Annotated in this window: 12 protein-coding genes and 2 pseudogenes; 9 read left to right on the top strand and 5 right to left on the bottom strand. The window is 69.5% G+C overall.

Annotated features, from left to right (window positions below; all coding sequences use genetic code 11):
- Window positions 1-189 precede the first annotated feature (189 nt).
- Window positions 190-387, top strand: a pseudogene (locus ABD355_RS15025) (AbfB domain-containing protein); the annotation flags it as partial.
- 51 nt (window positions 388-438) lie between these two features.
- Here the strand turns inward: ABD355_RS15025 and ABD355_RS15030 are convergent.
- Window positions 439-606: pseudogene (locus ABD355_RS15030) on the bottom strand (transposase); the annotation flags it as partial.
- A 295-nt stretch (window positions 607-901) separates the two neighbouring features.
- On the opposite strand from ABD355_RS15030, the gene ABD355_RS15035 reads away from it, so the two are divergent.
- From ABD355_RS15035 to ABD355_RS15045, 3 genes are all read left to right on the top strand, one after another.
- Window positions 902-2,314: a condensation domain-containing protein gene (locus ABD355_RS15035; RefSeq protein WP_344400766.1), complete on the top strand. Its 1,413-nt coding sequence runs from the start codon at window positions 902-904 to the stop codon at window positions 2,312-2,314.
- Window positions 2,315-2,438: 124 nt separating this feature from the next.
- Window positions 2,439-3,977, top strand: coding sequence for an amino acid adenylation domain-containing protein (locus ABD355_RS15040; protein WP_344400768.1), 1,539 nt, complete (start codon window positions 2,439-2,441; stop codon window positions 3,975-3,977).
- 32 nt (window positions 3,978-4,009) lie between these two features.
- Complete coding sequence (locus ABD355_RS15045) at window positions 4,010-4,930, top strand: FAD-dependent oxidoreductase (protein ID WP_344400769.1); 921 nt, start codon at window positions 4,010-4,012, stop codon at window positions 4,928-4,930.
- 3 nt (window positions 4,931-4,933) lie between these two features.
- Here ABD355_RS15045 and ABD355_RS15050 read toward each other — a convergent pair whose 3' ends face one another.
- From ABD355_RS15050 to ABD355_RS15065, 4 genes are read right to left on the bottom strand one after another with little or no spacing between them, the layout of a single operon-like run.
- The gene (locus tag ABD355_RS15050) at window positions 4,934-6,904 is read right to left on the bottom strand and encodes a hypothetical protein (RefSeq protein WP_344400770.1); all 1,971 of its coding nucleotides are present in this window, start codon (window positions 6,902-6,904) and stop codon (window positions 4,934-4,936) included.
- Complete coding sequence (locus ABD355_RS15055) at window positions 6,904-8,190, bottom strand: ATP-grasp domain-containing protein (RefSeq protein ID WP_344400771.1); 1,287 nt, start codon at window positions 8,188-8,190, stop codon at window positions 6,904-6,906. The genes ABD355_RS15050 and ABD355_RS15055 overlap by 1 nt, the downstream gene beginning before the upstream one ends.
- A 29-nt stretch (window positions 8,191-8,219) precedes the next feature.
- The gene (locus ABD355_RS15060; RefSeq protein ID WP_344400772.1) at window positions 8,220-8,468 is read right to left on the bottom strand and encodes a phosphopantetheine-binding protein; all 249 of its coding nucleotides are present in this window, start codon (window positions 8,466-8,468) and stop codon (window positions 8,220-8,222) included.
- On the bottom strand, window positions 8,465-11,215 hold the full coding sequence (locus tag ABD355_RS15065) for a condensation domain-containing protein (RefSeq protein WP_344400773.1): 2,751 nt from the start codon (window positions 11,213-11,215) through the stop codon (window positions 8,465-8,467). Before ABD355_RS15065 ends, ABD355_RS15060 begins: the two co-directional genes overlap by 4 nt.
- 703 nt (window positions 11,216-11,918) lie before the next feature.
- Between ABD355_RS15065 and ABD355_RS15070 the strand changes: the two genes are divergently transcribed.
- The 5 genes from ABD355_RS15070 to ABD355_RS15090 all read left to right on the top strand — a co-directional run bounded on the left by ABD355_RS15070 (window position 11,919) and on the right by ABD355_RS15090 (window position 18,544).
- Entirely contained in the window at window positions 11,919-13,853 is a 1,935-nt protein-coding gene (locus tag ABD355_RS15070; protein WP_344400774.1) for an ABC transporter ATP-binding protein, read from the top strand.
- Window positions 13,850-15,652 (top strand): ABC transporter ATP-binding protein, encoded by a 1,803-nt coding sequence (locus ABD355_RS15075; RefSeq protein WP_344400775.1) that lies wholly within the window; start codon window positions 13,850-13,852, stop codon window positions 15,650-15,652. The genes ABD355_RS15070 and ABD355_RS15075 overlap by 4 nt, the downstream gene beginning before the upstream one ends.
- Window positions 15,653-15,843: 191 nt before the next feature.
- Window positions 15,844-17,448: a condensation domain-containing protein gene (locus ABD355_RS15080; protein WP_344400776.1), complete on the top strand. Its 1,605-nt coding sequence runs from the start codon at window positions 15,844-15,846 to the stop codon at window positions 17,446-17,448.
- A gap of 4 nt (window positions 17,449-17,452) precedes the next feature.
- Complete coding sequence (locus ABD355_RS15085; RefSeq protein WP_344400777.1) at window positions 17,453-17,605, top strand: hypothetical protein; 153 nt, start codon at window positions 17,453-17,455, stop codon at window positions 17,603-17,605.
- A 3-nt stretch (window positions 17,606-17,608) separates the two neighbouring features.
- On the top strand, window positions 17,609-18,544 hold the full coding sequence (locus ABD355_RS15090) for a phytanoyl-CoA dioxygenase family protein (RefSeq protein ID WP_344400778.1): 936 nt from the start codon (window positions 17,609-17,611) through the stop codon (window positions 18,542-18,544).
- The last annotated feature ends 106 nt before the right edge of the window (window positions 18,545-18,650 follow it).

Genomic DNA, 18,650 nt, shown 5'->3' on the forward strand with positions numbered 1-18,650 from the left:
TCGATATTCCGGACGGGTTTTCGGTTGGACCAATGAGCCGCACGTGAGCACTCGACCCCCCGCCCCGTCCCGCCGGGCCCTCCTGCGCGCGATGGCCGCCCTGCCCGCCTCGGCGCTGGCCCTGGGAAAACTGCCCGGCCTTGCTCGGCACGGCATCGACCGCGGCACCGGCGAGCGGCTCCGCCACCCGCGAAGGACGCGACCTTCATCGCCAGAACGGGCACGGCCTCGGGCTCGATCCGCTGGGAGTCGTACAACTACCCCGGCTACTACCTGCGGCACTACAACTACCAGCTGCGGGTGGACGCGACGGCGGGGACGGATCTGTTCCGGCAGGACAGTTCATTTGTGGCCGCCCACGGCTGGGCGGACTTGGGGACTGACTGAGCAGTGTGCGGGCGATGGGGGTGCCCCCGCGGCCGTTCAGGCCGTGGGGAGGGTGCGGCATCGCTGCCAGTCGCCGCCGCGCAGGGTGGCGCCGATCGCGTTGACCAGGCCCATGTGGGCGTCGGAGATGACCAGTTGGACGCCGGACAGTTCGCGGACGATCAGTGGGCGCAGAAAGGCGAGCCAGCCGGCGCCGTCCTCGGCGGTGGCCACGTCCAGCCGTGGTCTCCGAGCGATGAGCGGGTCGGGCGACATGCGTAACCACGACCTAACCCCGCATCCCTACTTTGAGCCCCGTCCCAACCGACTCCCTGGGGAGGCACCGTGGCGCTGGTGCGGTCGCGACGGCTGATCCGTGAGCTCTCGGCCGATGCACCGGCTCGGTTGTTCTGCGTTCCGGACGCCGGCGCACCTCGACCGATGCGCCGCGCGGCTGAGTGGCCGGGCATGGCCACCACATACACCGTCACCCGCGGCTGGGGATCCGGGCCACCGTGGTCAGGAGGGATCGAGCGTGCGGAACAACTGCTTCTGGGGTCCGGTGGTCGGCGACGAGCAGATCGCCGCTCTCGTACGCCACTACGCTGGTCGCCCTGCCGCGCTCGGCGGATCGTCGGCCGCGACCGCGCTGTCGCCCCAACAGAGCGACCTGTGGCGGGCGGCGAGCGCGCTCGCCCCCACGCCGGTGCTCCTGGCGACCGTGGTGTTCCGGCTGCGTGGTCCGGTCAAACGCGCGGCGCTGGCCGCGGCGGTCCGGCGACTGTCGCTGCGACACGACGTCCTGCGTACCGTGTTCGAGAACGGCCCGGCGCCGGCCGCACATCTCGGCGAGCCGCCTGAGCTGCGGGTGGTGGAGGCGCCTGAGGCGGCGGCGGACACGGCAGAGGAATTCGTTCGCGGCATCGCCCGTACCCCGTTCCGGTTCGGCGAGGAGCCGCTGTTCCGCGTCACGCTCGTCTGCCGCGCAGAGGACGACCACCTGCTGGTCCTGACCTGCCATCAACTGGTGATCGACGGCTACGGGCAGAACCTCTTGCTGCAGGAGCTCACGAGTCTGTACCGCGCCGAGATGAGCGGGGAGCCGGACGACCTGCCGGAGATCAAGCAGCCGTACCAGGAGACGGCTCGCCTGCTCCGCAACCCGGACCCGGAGGTACGCCGCCGTGACGAGGAGTTCTGGAGGTCACGGCTCCGCGATCTGCCGGTCATGAGCCTGCCCGACGACCGTCCGGGGTTCGAGGGGGCGACGCTGGCGCCCACCGGGGCCGTGGAGACGGTGCTGCCCGACCCGGACGGCGCCGTCGTCGCCGGGTTGCGCCGACTCCGGGTGAACCTGTTCGCGCTGTTCGCCGCGGGGACGATGGCGATGCTGCATGGCTGTACCGGGCAGACCGATCTCTGGATCGCGACCGTGGTGGACAACCGGTTGACACCCGAGTCGCAGGCACACGTCGGCCCACTGGCCGGACCGAGGGTCGTACGGGTCGGGTTCGCCGCCGACGCGACGTTCGGTGTGTTGGCGCGGGCGGTGCAGCGCGAGGTCTGGGCCACCATGGAGCGGCAGCACATGCCGTTCTACGACGTGGTCACCGCCGGGGGCGCAGACGGCGCCGACATGTGCAATCTCGGGTCGGTGGGCGTCACCGTGGCCGTGCCGGTCCAGCTGCCCGACTGGCCGCTCGGCGACGTGGAACTCCTGGAGTTCGACCCGCTGGAGGGCGAGCCGAGCACTGGTTCGCCGCTGGCGCTGCTCGTTGAGGAGCAGGCGGGAAGCTACCGCCTGCGCCTGGAGTTCGACGAGAGCCGGTTCAGTCACGGGCGGGCGCACGACATGGTGACGACGATCGCCGATGCCGTGGTCGCCGCCACCGCGGATCCGCAACGTTCGCTCGCTTCCTGGCGGAGTCCGACATCAGCCGAAGCCTGACCGCTCAGTCCCTGCCTCGCGACCCTGGGAGCGTCTCATGACCGCTGATCATCCGGCTCGGCACCCGAGTCCAGTCGAACAGTGGAACGAGACGCGATACGACTATTCCGCGACCAGTCGCATCATGGATCTCATCGATTCCGCCGCGGCCAAGTACGCCGATGATCCGGCGCTTCGAACGACATCCGGAGTGGCGCTCACGCATGGCGAACTCGCGGCCGAGAGCTCACTGCTCGCCGAGCATCTCGCGGCGCACGGCGTCCTTCCGCGCACCCCGGTCGGCCTGCTGGTCGATCACGTCCCGGAGGCCGTCGTGGCCATCCATGCGATTCTGCGCGCGGACGCCTACTACGTCCCGCTGGACCCACGATGGCCGGCGCGCCGCACGGCGGAGGTACTGAAGGCGAGCGACATCAGTCATGTCCTCGTCACGGAACCGTACTGCGGCAGGGCGGGCGACATCGGCGAGGACATGACGGTCATCGCGGTACGCCACGGCAGTGAACCCGAGATGCTCGCGAGCTCCGTCTCCCGGCCGTCGGCCCGGCAGCAGGAGACCGGACCCGCGGGACCGGACGATTTGGCATACACGATCTTCACGTCGGGCTCCACCGGGCGGCCGAAGGCGGTGGCGGTCCGGCACACCAGCGTCGTCAACCTGATCGAGTGGTTCAACCGGCGCAACTTCGTCGACCCGAGCGACATCCTGCTGCAGACAGCGGCGTTCAGCTTCGATCTGTCGGTGTACGACGTCTTCGGGGTCCTGGCTGCCGGTGCGAGTGTGCTCCTGCTTCCCGACGCGGATCTGGAAGAGCTCGAGGAGATCGCGATCGCCCTCGTCGAGCACCCGGTGACGCTGTGGAACTCCGCACCGGCCATGTTCACCGCCGTGACGCTGCTGCTCGACGAGTCGTCCCGCCGGCACCGGGATCGACTTCGTCGGGTCTTCCTCAGCGGTGACTGGATCCCGCTGAACACGCTCGACGTTCTCCGCCGTGAGTTCCCGCGCGCGACTCTGGTGGCGCTCGGCGGTGCCACCGAGGCCTGCGTATGGTCCAACGACTTCGTCGTGGACGAGGTGGACCCGTCGTGGCGGAGCATCCCGTACGGGCATCCGATGCAGAACAGCCGGTACTACGTCCTTCATGACGATCTCACGCCCTGCGACGTCGACGAACCGGGGGAGCTGTACATCACCGGTGTCTGCGTGGCCGCGGGATACCTCGGCGATCCGGCCCTGACGGCGGACCGATTCCTGCCGGATCCGTGGGACCGGGGCGAGGGTTACACGATGTACCGCACCGGCGATCGTGCTCGCTGGACGTCGAACGGATGGGTCGAATTCCTCGGCCGCATGGACTCGCAGGTGAAAATCCACGGTTTCCGGATCGAACTCGGCGAGATCGAGCAGGTGGCCATGCGGGTCCTCGACGTCGACGAGGCGATCGCCCTGAAGCTGGGCGACGGAGACTCGCCCTACCTGGCCCTCGCGCTCAGGGCCTCGGGAGAGCTGGACGCCAGGACCGTCAGGGAAAAGCTGGGTGAATGGCTGCCCAGGTACATGGAACCCCGTCGCGTGGTCGTATGCCGGACCTTTCCGGTGGGCCAGACGGGAAAGGTCGATCGCGCGGCGCTGCGGGAGCTCTTTCAGCCCGCCGGGTAGCGACCGTCTCGGACTTGTCGATGGGAGTCTCGATGTACGACGATCTCTATGACGTCATTGTGATCGGTGCGGGAGCGGCGGGCCTGACCGCGGCCACCATGCTCGGCCGCTCGATGCGAAGTACGCTCGTCATCTCCAAGCCCCTGCGACGCAATTCACCGGCGAGCTCGGTCAACAACGTCCCGTACGCCGACGGGGCCGCCCCGGCGGACATCTACCGGAAGATGGAACAGGACGCCGGTCGATACGGCGTGACCATGCTGTGGGACGAGGTCACATCCGTTCGCGCGTACGAGGACCATGTTGTCGTCGAGGGCGGTGCGCATCCCGGTCTGCGCTGCAGAAGGCTGCTCCTCGCCACCGGCCGCGTCGACGTCCTGCCGGACTGGCTGCCGGAGGGAGTCTGGGGCAGATCGGCCTTCGACTGCCCCTACTGCCACACGTACGAGCGTAGTGGCAGCACGTTCGTCTGTGTGGGCACCGGGGACGAGACGCTCAAGATGGCAGCGCTGTCGCGGCAGTTCGCCAAGCGGATGACGGTTCTGGTCGGGGACCCGCCGGCGAGCCGGGGACGACTCGCCCGTCTGCTCTTGCGCCATGACGTCGAAGTGCTGTGCGACGAGGTGGTCCGTGCCTCCGCGGACCCGGCGGGCGGCGTCACCCTGCGGACGGCTCACGGGCGGACCCTCAGCTGCGACACCCTGCTGCTCGGCGATGTGGCCCGGCCCTACCGTAAGTTCGCCGAGGACCTCGGCCTCGAGCTGTCGGCGGAGGGATTTCCCGAGACGAGCCTGTACGGGATGACGTCGAATCCGCTTGTCTACAGCGCCGGGAACGTCGAAGGATCCTCGTACTTCATGTGGACCGGCGCGGCGAGCAGCGGGATCAACGCCGCCCGCGCGATCTGCGAGGATCTCGCCTTCGCCAGCGAACTGCTGGACGACTGGGAGTGAAGCTCACGCGGCCGGTGCGACCGCCACCGGCCGCGAGGCGTAGTGGACGAGCCCTCCTGCCACGGCCACCCACCTGACGAAGTGCGCGTGATGCGTGAACGCCTCGGCGCTCAGCGTGGCGTCGACGCGCATCCGTGCGGGAGACCCCGGCCGGATGGCGATCCGCTGCGCGTCCGGGAACGACATGCCGAAGTTCGCAGCCCCCGACGTATGGACGGCGCCGGCCGCGACGATTTTCCGTGAGACGCTCGCGGCGGGCGTCATCAGCACGTCGACGGTGACGGTGCCCGGCCGCTTCCAGACACTCGGGCATTCGATGCGCACCTCGTCGATGACCGGGTCGAGCGGGAAGTCGACTATCGGCCCGCACACGTTGCAGATCAGCGCGCGACGCCCGACCTGCTCGTACAGGGGGTGCCGCGCGACAAGCTCCGCCAGTCGGCCCGCGCAGTACGGGCAGGCATCGTCGATCGGGCGGACCCTCGTGTCGAGAATGCCCTCCCACATCTCGTTGAGGGCGGAGTGGCTCATCTTGCCGAACTCGTGGAAGTCGGCGACCGCGGTCAGTTCGGCGTCGGCGATCAGGCTGCCCAGCCGGCGCAGCGGGCCGAGGACCTTCTCGGCGGGATCCGCGCCGAGGACCGTCCTCTTCAGCGTCCGGGCCAGTTCCAGGATCTCGGTTTCCATGGCGACGATTCCGTCCGGCGGCATGAATCCGGTCGGCCCGAACTCGCGCAGCGCCCGCACGGTCCGGCCGAGTTGCAGCAGTTGCGGCTTCACGTCGCGGACGCCGTCGTGCGCGTCGGCGCCGGGCCCGGCGTCGGGGGTGGACGGGGACTCGCATCCACCGCCCGCGGTCACCCAGGGCAGTCCGAGGACCGCGAAGTAGGGCAGCTCGCGACCGGTTTCCCGGAGGTGGTCGTTGATCGCGGCGCAGATCCGCCCGGCGTCCGTGCCCGCCGCCGTCGCGGTGCCGACCAGGTCGTTGACCGTGAGGTTCGGCAGCATCTGATGAACGGCGCCGATGTAGGCCGCAGGAATCCCGTACTGGAACGCGCCCGCCAGTTGGTACTCGGCCGCCACCAGACCGGTGCCGGGGCGCCAGGCCATGCACGAGTTCGCGAACACGATGTCAGCCTGGACGCGGGCCGCCTTGATGACGTCCCGCGACCGGACGCCGTCCCGGAAGCAGCGGTCCGAGAAGGCACAGCTCGGTGCGGCCGAGCCATGGGCAGACGGCCCTCGATGACCGGCATGGTCGCCGCAGACCACGGTGTCGTTGAGGATCAGTGCGTGTTCTCGCCCGGCCGACGCGAAGGACACGAGGCCGGTGTACCTCTCGGAGAGCATGGGCTCGAGCACCGCGCGGCTCGCCCGGTCGCCGATGACCCATTCCGGCGCGGCGTCCGCGCCGTCCGAGGCCGGGATCCGGCTCGCCGCCGCATGCTGACGCAGCCAGGGGACCACGGTCAGCCGGCTCCGCTCCGGAGGTTTGCGGAGGTGACAGCTGAGTCCCTTGGCGAGCAGCCAGCTCAGCTCGGACAGGTCCGGCCCCAGCACGAAGCCGATCGTGGCGTGCCGGCCGCCCTGCCGGTATGCGCTGACGGCCTCCAGTGACTCGGTGACCACGTCGAGATCGATTTCGTCGTGCAGAGCGACGAAGACCACCTGCGTGTCTTCGCGGCGTGCGTCGAGGATCCGGCCCAGTCCGCCGGTGGACAGCGTCACGAACGAGGCATCGAGGCGATCTGCCAGCGCCCGTCCCACGGCCGTGGTCGCCGAGCCGGCCGGCACCACCACCAGCGTGCCCGAGACGTCCGGGTCCTTGCGCCCGGAAGGTGCTCCCATCAGGTTGGCGAGGGCGGCAAGCCGGCTCTCGTCGACGCCGAGCATCGGCACGAGTGCCGGATCGCGCAAGTCACGCGTGTACGCATCGGCTGCCGTGTGGACGACGAACGGGCCCCTGTGCTCCATCACTTCTCCATACCGCCTCGGTTCGGATCGATGGTGAAGCCACCCGGACGCCCCGCATCGGCCGCGATTCTGCGGACTTCCCGGTGGTCGGCGGCGACCTGTGCCGGGTCGCTGTGCGCAAGGACCGCCATGCCCAGCCGTTGCGCGTCAAAGATGTCGGCCGTCTCCGGGACATAGTCTCCGTCCTGGACGTTGACCTGCAGGTTGTAACAGCTGGGCAGGTCCGCGATCGCGTCCAGGCGGGAGAGACCGCTGACGACTCCGGCGGACTGCACGGCGAAGAAGATCGCGAGGGTGGTCAGTTGGAGCGGGTAGCCGTCCGGGATGTTCCGGTCCCCGGCCAGGTACCGCACCATGCGATCGACGCTGTTGTCACCGGTCGCCAGCTCGCAGGTCCACGGGTGCCCACCGCCCGAGAGCCGGGCGTTGACCTCGATGAGCAGCGGCCCGGCCTCGGTGACCATCACCTCGGTGTGCGCCGCACCGAACGTGATCCCCAGCGCGTCCAGGGCTCCTTTGACGTAGCCGATGATCGCGTCGTTGCCGGGTGCGTCCATCGCCAGAATTTCCATGCTCGCGTACAGCGGGATGTGTCGTCGGCTGGAGACCTTGTGGTACCGGACGACGTCGTTCACCGTGTGTCTGCCCTCGTAACTGAAGGTGTCCACGGCGTATTCGACGCCCTTGACATGCTCCTGGACGAGCACCTCGGAAATGCGCGAACCGTACACGCTCGCCGAGCCGAGCAACTCTGAGACGACGGCGCGTGGGTCATATCCGCCGGAAACGAACCGGACGCTGTCCGTGCCGGCGGAGTCGGCTGGTTTGACCACCAGATCACGGCCGGTCAATCGCTCCCGGGTGACCCAGGCGAGCACGTCGTGGGCGTCGGACGTACACAGAGACCTGATCGTCGGCAGGCCCGCTGCCGCGACGGCGGCGATCATGTCGCCCTTGTGGTGCCGCGCAGATCCGAGGTCCGGCACGTTGGCCAGCTTCGGCGTCAACACCGCGGCGAGCTCGTCGGCCAGTTTGATGCCGGTATGGGTACCCGGCACGATCGCGACCGGATCGAGAGCCTGCAACCGGCCGACGAGCGAGCCTAGTTCACCGCCGCCGTACGCGATGTGTTCGTCGAAGTCGGACAGGCGAAGCGTCGCGGGGTTGGGTGCCGAGACCCCGGACAACGTTACGGCGCACGGCGAGAAGCCGCCCTGCCGGAAGGCCGGTGCGAGCATGTTTCCCGACGAGTACGGCTCGACGACAACCACGGTTCCTCGACGCATGTCCTGTCCGCTCCTCGCAGGCACGGCCCTTACCTCTCCTCGTCGATCCGGGCCGACAGAAGCGCGATCGTGCGGCATTCCGTGATGTCCTTGAACCTGACCCGCTTGCCGAGCGCCGCACGAACCTGGGAGATCACGCGAGTGGCGAGCAGCGAGTGCCCGCCGAGGTCGAAGAAGTCGTCCTCGACACCGACCTGCTGATCCCGGAACAGCTGCTGCCAGATCCCCAGCAGTACTGCGGTGGTGTCGACCGTGGACGTCGACTCGTCGCCGCTCATCCGGTCACTCCTCTCTCCTGCGTCGCACGTGCCCGATTCCGGTCATGGTGCGCGGTGAGCTCCGCATTGACGACGGACATGATCGTTGCCAACGGCTCCGGGCCGAAGACCTCGTAGTGGTTGCCGCTCACGGACACGGTCTTCAGGCTGCCGTCGACGAACTTCTGCCACGAGCGCGGATCCATTCCCTGTTCGACACTGTCCGCCGCCGTGAACATGAGGACGTCCCCGCCGAAGCGGCCGGATCGGTGCTGCAACAGGGCGCCGCGGTTGTTCGCGAAGACCTTGGCAAGCGCCGGAAGGTACTCGTCGGGGATGGCCGCCGCCGTGCCGGGCGACGCCTGGAGCACCCGGCGCAGCTCCTCCGTTGTCAGCTGCGGGTCGGCCACCGTGGGCTCGACGTTCGGCACCGGGTCCGTCTGCTCGCCGTCCCAGGGGTAGCTGTCGAGGAGCGCCAGCATGGAGACCTCCTCTCCAGCGGCTTCGAGCATCACGGCCATGGCGTGTGCGACGTTGCCGCCGAATGACCAGCCGAGGAGCTGGTACGGGCCGTTCGGCTGGATGCGACGCACCTCGCCGACGAAGTCCGTCGCGATGTCCGTCAGGGTCCGGCCCACAGGTCCGTCCCCCCGGATTCCGCGTGACTGCAGGCCGTACATCGGAAATCCGTCCGCGAGCCATCGGCTCATCGGCCTGTAACACCAACTCAGCCCGAGGGCGGGGGGCATGACGAACACCGGCGTCCGGTCGCCCTCGGGGCGGATGCGCAGCACCACGTCCAGGCCGTCGGCGGCCGGGCCCGGTGTGCCGGTTCCCGCCTCGGTCCGGTCCAGCCACCGATCGATCCCCGCTGGTGAAGGGTGTTCGAACACCACGCGTACCGGGAGGTCCGTGCCGAGCGTCGAGCGAATGCGGCTCACCAGGCGCACCGCCATCAGGGAGTGTCCGCCGAGCTCGAAGAAGTTGTCGTCGGCCCCGAACTTCTCCGCTCCGAGAATCTGGGCGAACGCGCCGCAGAGGGCGTCCAGCCGCGGTGTGCGGGGACGTGGGGCGGTGTCCGCGGTCACCGGGACCGTCGGGTCGACGGCCGTCCGTCTCACCGGTCGGGCTTCGACCGGCCACGGCAGGGCGAACGCACTGAGCGGCGTGGTTGGACTCGCGGTCATCGCGTCGATGAGGTGTACGGCTTGATCGGCGATGCGCTCGACCGTCGAGCGGTCGAACAGGTCGGGGCTGTACCCGAGCCAGCCCTCGATACCGGCGTCGGCGCCTTCGTGCGCCTCGGGAAGGGCGAAGTTGAAGGACAGGTCGAACGTCGGGAGACCGAGGAGGTCCACCTCCTGTCGCTCGGCTACGCAACCGAAAAGGTCCCGCCCGGCGCCGATCCCTTCGTCGAGGACGACCATGACCTGGAACAGGGGGTTCCTCGCCGGGAGCCGGGCCGGCTTCAGCAGTTCGACGATCCGGTCGAACGGCATGTCCTGGTTGGCGTACGCCCCGATTTCGGCCTGGCGGACGTGGGCGAGCACCGTCTCGAAGGTCGGGTCTCCCTCCCAGGTGCACCGCAGCACCTGGGTGTTGACGAAGAAGCCGATGGCGTCCTCGAGCCCTGGACCGGTCCGACCCGAAACCAAGCCGCCGATCGGGATGTCGCTGCCGCCGCCGAGTTTGGCGAGCAGGACCGCGACGGCCGCGCGAAGAGTCGTCAGCGGGGTGGCCTGCGCGGCCGTCGCCTGTGCGAGAAGCCGGTGACGCGCATCCGGCGAGACGGTGAACCGCACGCCGTCCGCGCGTGCGGTCAACCGCGCCGGACGCGGCCGGTCCACCGGGAGCGGCAGCTCTTCCGGGAGACCGGCGAGGGTCTGTGCCCAGTACCGCGCCTGGCGGGCGATGACGCTGCGGCTGTCGGACTCGTGGCCCAGCAGGCCCCGCTTCCAGATGCTGTAGTCCGCGTACTGCACGGCGAGCGGCTGCGGCTGCCATGGCAGTCCGTCACGTCTCGCGAGGTACGCGGCGGACAGGTCACGCCAGAGCGGGGCCGTCGACCAGCCGTCGCCGGCGATGTGGTGCAGGGAGACCAGCAGGACGTGTTCGTCGGGGCTGATCGCCAGAAGCCAGGCACGCAACGGAGGCTCGGTGGTGAGGTCGAACGGCAGCGCGGCGCGCCACGACAGCTCCGCGCAGACCCGGTCGCCTGCGACGTCCGCGACGCGAAGTCCCGGCCGGACGGCCGCCGGGTCGAGCACGACCTGGTGGGGCTCGCCCTGGTCGGAGGGAAACACCGTGCGCAGGATCTCGTGCTTGTCCACCAGCCGGTCGAACGCCCAGGCGAGTGCGTCCCGATCCAGCGGCCCGGTCAGCTTCAGCGACAGCAGGATGGTGTGATCCGCGCTGGGGCCACGCAGCTGTTCGTAGAACCAGAACGTCGACTGCCCGGGGGACAGCGGGATCCTCGCCGGCCGGACGGCCGGCCGGAGGCGCGGGCTCGCCGCTGCCGCCTGGTCGAGCACCTCCGCCAGACCCCTGGGGGTGGGCTTCTCGAAGACGTCACCGAACGTGATGTCCCCCGGGAAGACTGTTCGGATCTGGCCGACCAGTCGGGTGGCCAGAGCCGAAGTGCCGCCCAGATCGAAGAAGTCCGCATCGGCGTCGACGCCGTCCAGCCCGAACAGGCCGGCGAACATCTCACACAGCACCTGTTCGCTGGAGGATCGCAGCGAATGGACCGGGGCATCCGGTACGGACATCGACCACTCTCCGGGCATCATGGGCCCCCTCATCGGTCCCTCACAGCTACGACGGCTGGGCACAGTTGCGACCACTCGGTTCGAGCGCAGCCGTCGCACCCGACCGGACATGTGAAGTGGAGCCCTTGCCGCGCGATCTCCTCGGTCAGCAGCGCGATCTCCGTGCGTGCCGCCCCCATGCCGAACCACCCGCGTCCGGATCGGAGTGGGCCGATGAATTCCACAGGGTTACGGCGTCGTCGGCCCGCACGGCGCAACCGCCCCCAAGACATGTTCTTCATCTCCCATGACGTCGCCGGACGGACACGAGTCTCGGGCGCCCGATACCGACGCACACTAGGGCGGCCGAGTTAGCGGTCGGTTATGCGGCGGGGCCGGGTGTACCGGTACTTCGGCCGGCCACCGCTCCCGCGGCGTGGGTCGACGGAATCCGCGGCGCACTGCGTGTGCGTACGGCGGCCGGCGACGGAGAGCGTTCTGCGCGGCGCCGAGCTGCCGTCTGCTTGTTCGTGCCGCTCGAAAGAATCCGATTCGGCGCTATGGACTGTGGCGATGTCGTTCGGTCAGGCAGCCCACACAATTCCGTAGCCGGTGCGTGCCGACCGCGCACACCGCGCACATAACCGTCCGGAAACCACGAGTGCATAGCGTTGCCGCGCCGCACACGGAATGCGACCGGGGAATGTGCCGAGGGAGAGCCTACGTGCCAGTCAGCGATGTGAGCGGCGGGCAGAAAGCCGCCGGGGAGTCCGCCGGGCCCGAGGAAGGCGGCATACGCCGACGCACACCGCCGATCGCCGTCCTCGCCGGTGAGATGCTGGCCATGGACCGCCTCGGCACCCTTTGCCTGTCGGGCCTGGTCACCCTTGCGGCGGTGCTGCCCGCCTCCCTCGCCGTCACCTCCGGCGCACTCGCTGGCAGGCTCGCCACCTCCCACGGGAAGGACCTGTTCGACGGCGGGGGCGGTGCGGCCGCGCTCGCTCTCGGCGGCGTGTTCCTGCTGATGCAGGTGGTGCCTCCGCTGGCCCAGGCGGTCGCCGAGTCCCTTGGCAGGCGGCTGCACCGCGGGCTGGCCGAGCGTGTGCTCACCGCGCTGGAACGCCCCGCCGACCTCGGCCGCCTGGAAGAGGCGCGAACCAGGGAACTCGTCTCCGCCGCGGACCGCGGACTGAACGGCACCTGTGTCCGGGACGCCGTGGTGGGAGCTGTCAACGTCGGCATCGCGCGCGGCGGCGCGGCGTCAGGTGTGCTCATCCTGCTCGCTTACCGCTGGTGGCTCGCCGTGCTGCTGGCACTGGCCTACGGCTACGCCATGGTCATCGTGTCGCGCATGTACCAGCGGGCCCTGGAGTCCGCCGAAGGCACCCCCGCCCTCATGCGCCGTGCAATGTACCTGAAGAACACCCTGTGCGGCGTCTCGGCGGGCAAGGAGGTGCGGACCTTCGGACTGACCGACTGGCTGCTCGACCGCTACACCACGGAGTGGCGCAAGGCCATCGCCACGACCCGAGGTGACCGCGCGGGTGCCGCACGGGTCAGTCTGGTGAGCGGCGTGGTGGTCCTGGCCGCGCAGGGGCTCGCGTTCGCGCTGCTGGTGGCGGACGCGGTCGACGGGCGGGTGGGGGTCGGCAGTTTCGTCATGTTCGCCGTGGCAGGCGTCGGGCTGTTGGGGCTCGGCGTCGTCACCCCCGATCTACTGAACATCGAAGTCGGTGGCACGGTACTCGCAGCCGTGCGGCAACTGGAGGCGCACACGGCACCACCGGACGCGGCCCGACTGACGCCCCGTCCGCCCGAGTCCGGCGTCGGTGACGCCCTGATCACCCCGTCCCCCGCCGCTCCGCCTTCCACCGCCGTGCCGCAGCGGTCCATCGTCTTCGAAGACGTCGGATTCCGTTACCCCGGGTCCGACAGCTGGGTACTTCGCCACCTCGACCTCACCGTTCCGGCGGGCACGTCCCTCGCTGTCGTCGGTGTCAACGGCGCGGGGAAGACCACCCTGGCCAAACTGCTGTGCGGTCTGTACGAGCCGACCGAGGGCCGCGTTCTCGTCGACGGCACCGACATACGGGACCTGCCGCCCGGCACATGGTGGAACTGCTGCGCCGCCCTCTTCCAGGACTGGGTCAGATGGCGGCTGCCGCTGCGGGACAATGTCGCCCTTGGCGCCCCGCAGCGCCCCGCGAGCGAACAGGAGTTGGCGGCAGTCGCCCGCACCGTGGGACTCGACGAGGTGTTAGGCGCCCTGCCCGACGGCTGGTCCACGGTTCTCAGCCGCGAGTACGGCGGCGTGGACCTCTCCGGCGGCCAGTGGCAGCGCGTCGGACTCGCCCGTGCACTGTGGGCGCTGTCCGCGGGCGGCACGACCCTGGTGCTCGACGAGCCCAGCTCCGCTCTCGACGTACGCGGCGAGACCGAGCTGTACGACCTGCTGCTGGCCGCGGCCGAGGGCAGGACCATCGTGCTCGTCTCCCACCGGTTCTCCACCGTCCGGCACGCCGACACGATCGTGGTCCTCGCCGACGGAGCGGTGGCCGAGAGCGGAAGCCACAAGGAGCTCATGGACAGGGGCGGTCGGTACGCACGCATGTTCACGGTCCAGGCGGACCGTTACGTCGAGCGGGGTGAGGACCGATGACGCGTCCCGGCCGACCGCGCCGCGGCCCGCTGCGTGCCGCGCTGGCGCTCTCCCTCGAAGCCGATCGCCGCGCCACTCTTATCACCTTCGTCAGCTTCGGCCTGCGGCCCACCATCCCCGTGGTCATCCTCTACCTGGTGAGAGTCGTCGTCGACGCCATCGTCGCGCACGACCAAACCACCCTGTGGACCGCTGTCGGTGCCGCCGCTCTCGCCACCGGTCTGTCCATGGGCAGTATCAGCTACGCCATCGAACTCAACGTCCGCATGATCGAGGCCACCGCCGCGGTGGTCGACCGGCGGCTGATGCGAACGATCGGTGGTCTTCCGGGGGTGGCCCACCTGGACAATCCCGAGGTGCTCGACCGCGTCGAGATGCTGCGGCAGGAACGCGTCCATCTCTCCGAGGGCGGTGACGTGTTCTCCCTCGTCATCGGCGCCGTGGTGCGAGCACTGGTCACCGGTCTGGTGCTCGCCATGGTGCAGCCACTCCTGCTGTTCCTGCCGCTGCTGGCCCTGCCTTCCCTGCTCGCCTCCCGCCGCGGACAGCGCAAGCGGTCCGACGCCATCGCCCGGTCGGCGACGACCTCCCGGCTGGCCGGCCATCTGTACGCCACGGGCACCTCCCTGCCCGCGGGCAAGGAGATCCGGCTCTTCGGCCTGGGACCCGCGCTGCGCGAGCGCTACCGCACCGCCGCCGCGGACGCCGACGCCACCGTCACCCGCGCTGTGTGGGGCGGCCTGGCCCTGAACTGCGCGGGCGGCGCGCTGTTCGCCGTTGGCTATTGCGGCGCCCTGTTCTTCGTACTGCACGACTTCGCCCGCGGCACGACCTCGCTCGGGGACGTCGTCCTCGTCCTCGGGCTCGTCACGTCCATCAGCACCCAACTCGGCCAAGCCGTCGTCTTCGCGGGCTTCCTCCAGCAGGTCCTCTCCGCGTCCCGGCGGCTGCTGTGGCTGGAGCGGTATGCGGCAGACGTGGCCCGGCCGGCCCCCACCGCACCCGCCCCCGGCCCCCGTCTGTCCACGGGGATCCGCTTCGAGGGCGTCCACTTCCAGTACCCGGACACCGGTACCTCCGTCCTGAGGGACATCGACCTGGAGCTGCCCGCCGGAACCGTTGTCGCCGTCGTCGGGGCCAACGGCGCGGGCAAGTCCACGTTGATCAAACTGCTCACCGGTCTCTACGAACCCACGCGGGGCCGGATCACCGTCGACGGCGTGGATCTCAGGGAGGCGCCCCTCGAGGCCTGGTACGCGCGCACCAGCGGCTGCTTCCAGGACTTCAGTCGACTGGAGTTCACCGTCCAGCACAGCGTGGGCGTCGGATCGGTTGCGCACGCCGACGAAGCCGCGCGGGTCTTGGAAGCGGTGAAGCGTGCCGCCGCCGCAGACCTCGTCGAGCGCCTCCCGAACGGCCTTGCCACCGAACTCGGCGCCTCCTTCGACGCCGGTACCGAGCTGTCCGGCGGGCAGTGGCAGCGCATCGCTCTCGCCCGCGCCTGCATGCGGCGCGCCCCGTGCCTCCTGGTGCTCGACGAACCGACCGCTGCCATCGACCCCCTGGCCGAGGATGCCCTGCTGAGCGCCTACGTCGACGCCGCCCGGCGGAGTGCGGCAGCAGCGGGCGGCATTACGCTGTTCGCCTCACACCGCCTCTCCACAGCGCGCAACGCCGATCTCATCGTCGTCGTCGAGGGAGGGCGCATCGTCCAACTGGGCCGGCACGGCGACCTGATGACACAGCAGGACAGCATCTACCGCGACCTGTACGAGAGACAGGCCCGCGCGTACGCCTGACGTCGGCCGCATGCCGGGACGCGGACCAGGACGTGTCCGTGGGGCCATGCCGATGGCTCATGTCCGGCCGGTTCGCCCTTCGGCACGGCTCGTCGCACAGCCCGTAACTGGAGGCTAACTGGGGGGCGTTACCGTTCCCGGCACCGTCTTCGTTCCGCCCCGTTACCGGATCGATCACCCTGGGAGAGCTCATGGCCGACGGCGTCGCCACAAGGGTGGGAGCAGTGTTCTGCGACCTCCTGAACGTGCCCGCCTGCGCAGAGCACGAGTCCTTCTTCCAACTCGGTGGAGACTCGGCGCTCGCCACCAGGGCCCTGACACTGCTGGGCAAGGAGTACGGCGTCCGTGTCCCCTTCGCCGAGCTGTACCGCGACGCCTCACCGGCGGCCGTCGCCCGGGTGATACACGAGCTGCGCGCAGCGCCCGCAGCACCGCGGCGTTCCCTCACCGATGTGGCCCGGCGCCGGCGCCGCACCTGGTTCCCGCTGGCACTCAGCCAACGCGCGCTGCACAAGATGAACGCCGCCACCGGTGGCGCGGGGCTCTTCAACAACGTGGGCGTCCTGCGCTTCACCGGCGATGTCGACGTCCCGGTGCTGCGGGGCGCTCTGGAGGACACCGTCTCGCGGCAGTCCGCATTGCGGCTGGTGTTCGGTGTGCACGACGGCCGACCGGCCCAGCGCTTCGCCGACATCGGCCCTGACGTCACCGAGGTCGATCTGCGCGACGGTGGTGAGCCGGCGCTGCGCGCGCGGGTGCGCCGCGAGCGGCTCCGCGGCTTCGATCTGACCGACGGGGGCGGGGCCGCGCGTTTCGTTCTCGCCCGGACCGGCGAGCGCGCGTGGGTGCTCGTGTCCGTCTTTCACCACATCGTGTTCGACGGCATGTCCCAGGGGCTGTTCGTCGACGATCTCGCCCACGCCTACGCCTGCCGCCTGGGCGAGACCAGCGCGCGGCCCCCGTTGGCCATGGACTACGCCGACTTCGCGGAATGGCAGCACGCCACCCTGTGCGGTGACCGTCTTGAAGCTCACCTGGACGCCATGCGTGCCTCGCTGTGTCGCTCGCCGACGCCCTCGCTCTACCCGGCGGCTGCTTCGGGACGGGCCCGCAGCTTCATCAGCAGGGCACGGCCGTTCACCGTGGACACGCGTCTCACCCGCGGCCTGCGCGCGCTGGCGGCACGCTGCGACACCACTCTCTTCGTCGTCCTGCTGAGCGCTGTCCTCGACTTCACGGCACGGCGTACCGGCGACGGTTCCCCGGTCGTGGCCATCCAGACCTCGAACCGGGGCCTGCCCGGAACGGAGGGCACCGTGGGCTGTTTCGCCAACTCCGTCCACGTCACCGTCGACCGCCCCGCAGGGACAACGGCCGAGGACCTCGTCAAGCTGACGAACGAGGCGATGGCCGAGGCTCTTGCGCACCAGGAGATGCCGACGGAGGAAAGCCTGAGCATCCTGGCAGAACGTGGCGAACTGCCCAGCGGACCGAACACCCTGCCGCAGGTCGCCTTCGCCCTCCAGCCCCCGCGCGACGAGCGCCGCGACCTGCCGGGAGTGCGGCTCGACGCTGCCTACGTCACCCAGGAGGGTGACGCGGTTGACCCCACTTCGCTGGCCCTGGTGCTCGAACTGTTCACCGAGAACGGACAACTCAACGGGGTGACACACCACCGGCTCGCCGACTGGTCGGGCACCACGTTCGCCGCGGCGGAACAAGACCTGCTGGCTGCCTTCGCCCGCTGCGGCGGGGCCGGTCCGGACCTCGAACACCTGTCGCAACAGAAAGGCTGATCTGGTGCCCACGTCATTTTCCCGCATCCTCAACGAGGACGATCTCACCGAAGTTCGAAACCAGTACCTGGCGGCACTGGAGGCGCTGGAGGCGGAGGAGAACGCCGAACAGAAGGCCGAAGAGCACGACGAACGGCCCGCCAAGGAAGAGGAGTGATCAGTGGACTTCGTGACCATCGACGACCCGTCCATCAAGTCCCGTCTGGAACGCGACGGTGTGGTGCTCATCGACAGCCTCCTCAGCAAGGACGAGGTCGCCGAGACCCGGGCGCAGCTCGAGCGCTATGAGAAGGAGGTGCTCCCGGACGTCCCTCGTGTGCACTACGAATTCCATCAGGACGGCGTACTGCGCAACATGACGGAGATACAGCGCTACGACGAGTGGTTCAACCGCTTCGGCAACCAGGACCGCTTCTTCGACCTGTTCCGTGGGGTCGTCGACTGGGATCCGGCGCTGTTCTACCTGGAGACCTTCCCCAAGCGCCCGGGCTGCAAGCCGCTGCGCATGCACCAGGAGCTGTTCGCGGGGCCCGTCGACCCGCCGCACTACCTGCACCTGTGGATCGCCCTCGACGACGTCACCAACGACAACTCGGGCATGGTCTTCTACCGGGGCAGCCACCGCTTCGGCCTCGCGCCCCACATCTTCCACCCGGACGGTCTGCCGGAGGTCCAGCCCGAACTGCTCGAGCGAATCGCACACCTGCGTGTGGAACCCGACATCCCGGCCGGGTCGGCGGCTCTGTTCGACGGCGGCACCATTCACGGCAGCAAGGCGAACATCACCGACCGCAGGCGCCTGTCCCTCGTGGTCGCGGTCCGGGGCAAGGACACCGTCGTCCACGGTGACCTGGACATTTTCGCGAGCATCATCACGCGGTTCTACCGCGAGGAGATCGGCGTCGCCAAGTGTTCGGCAGAAGACGACTTCTACTCCCTCGGAGGGGACGAGCCTGCCAGGGACCGCGTGCTCAAACGCATCGTGGACTACTACGGCGTCGAGCTCACCGCCGATCAGCTGGACCGGCGGCGCACCCCCAGGGCACTCGCCGAGGAACTGATCGAACTGACCGGCTGGCACGAGCTCAACACCTGAGGCCGGGACTCCGATGCACATCCGTGCGCACCCCGCAGGGGCACGAGCGGCCGGCGCCTCCCGGGCGCCGGCCGTCCCATCCGGCCCGCCGACGGTTATCCACCAG

This window comes from Streptomyces longisporus (genome assembly GCF_039532765.1).
Lineage (GTDB): Bacteria > Actinomycetota > Actinomycetes > Streptomycetales > Streptomycetaceae > Streptomyces > Streptomyces longisporus.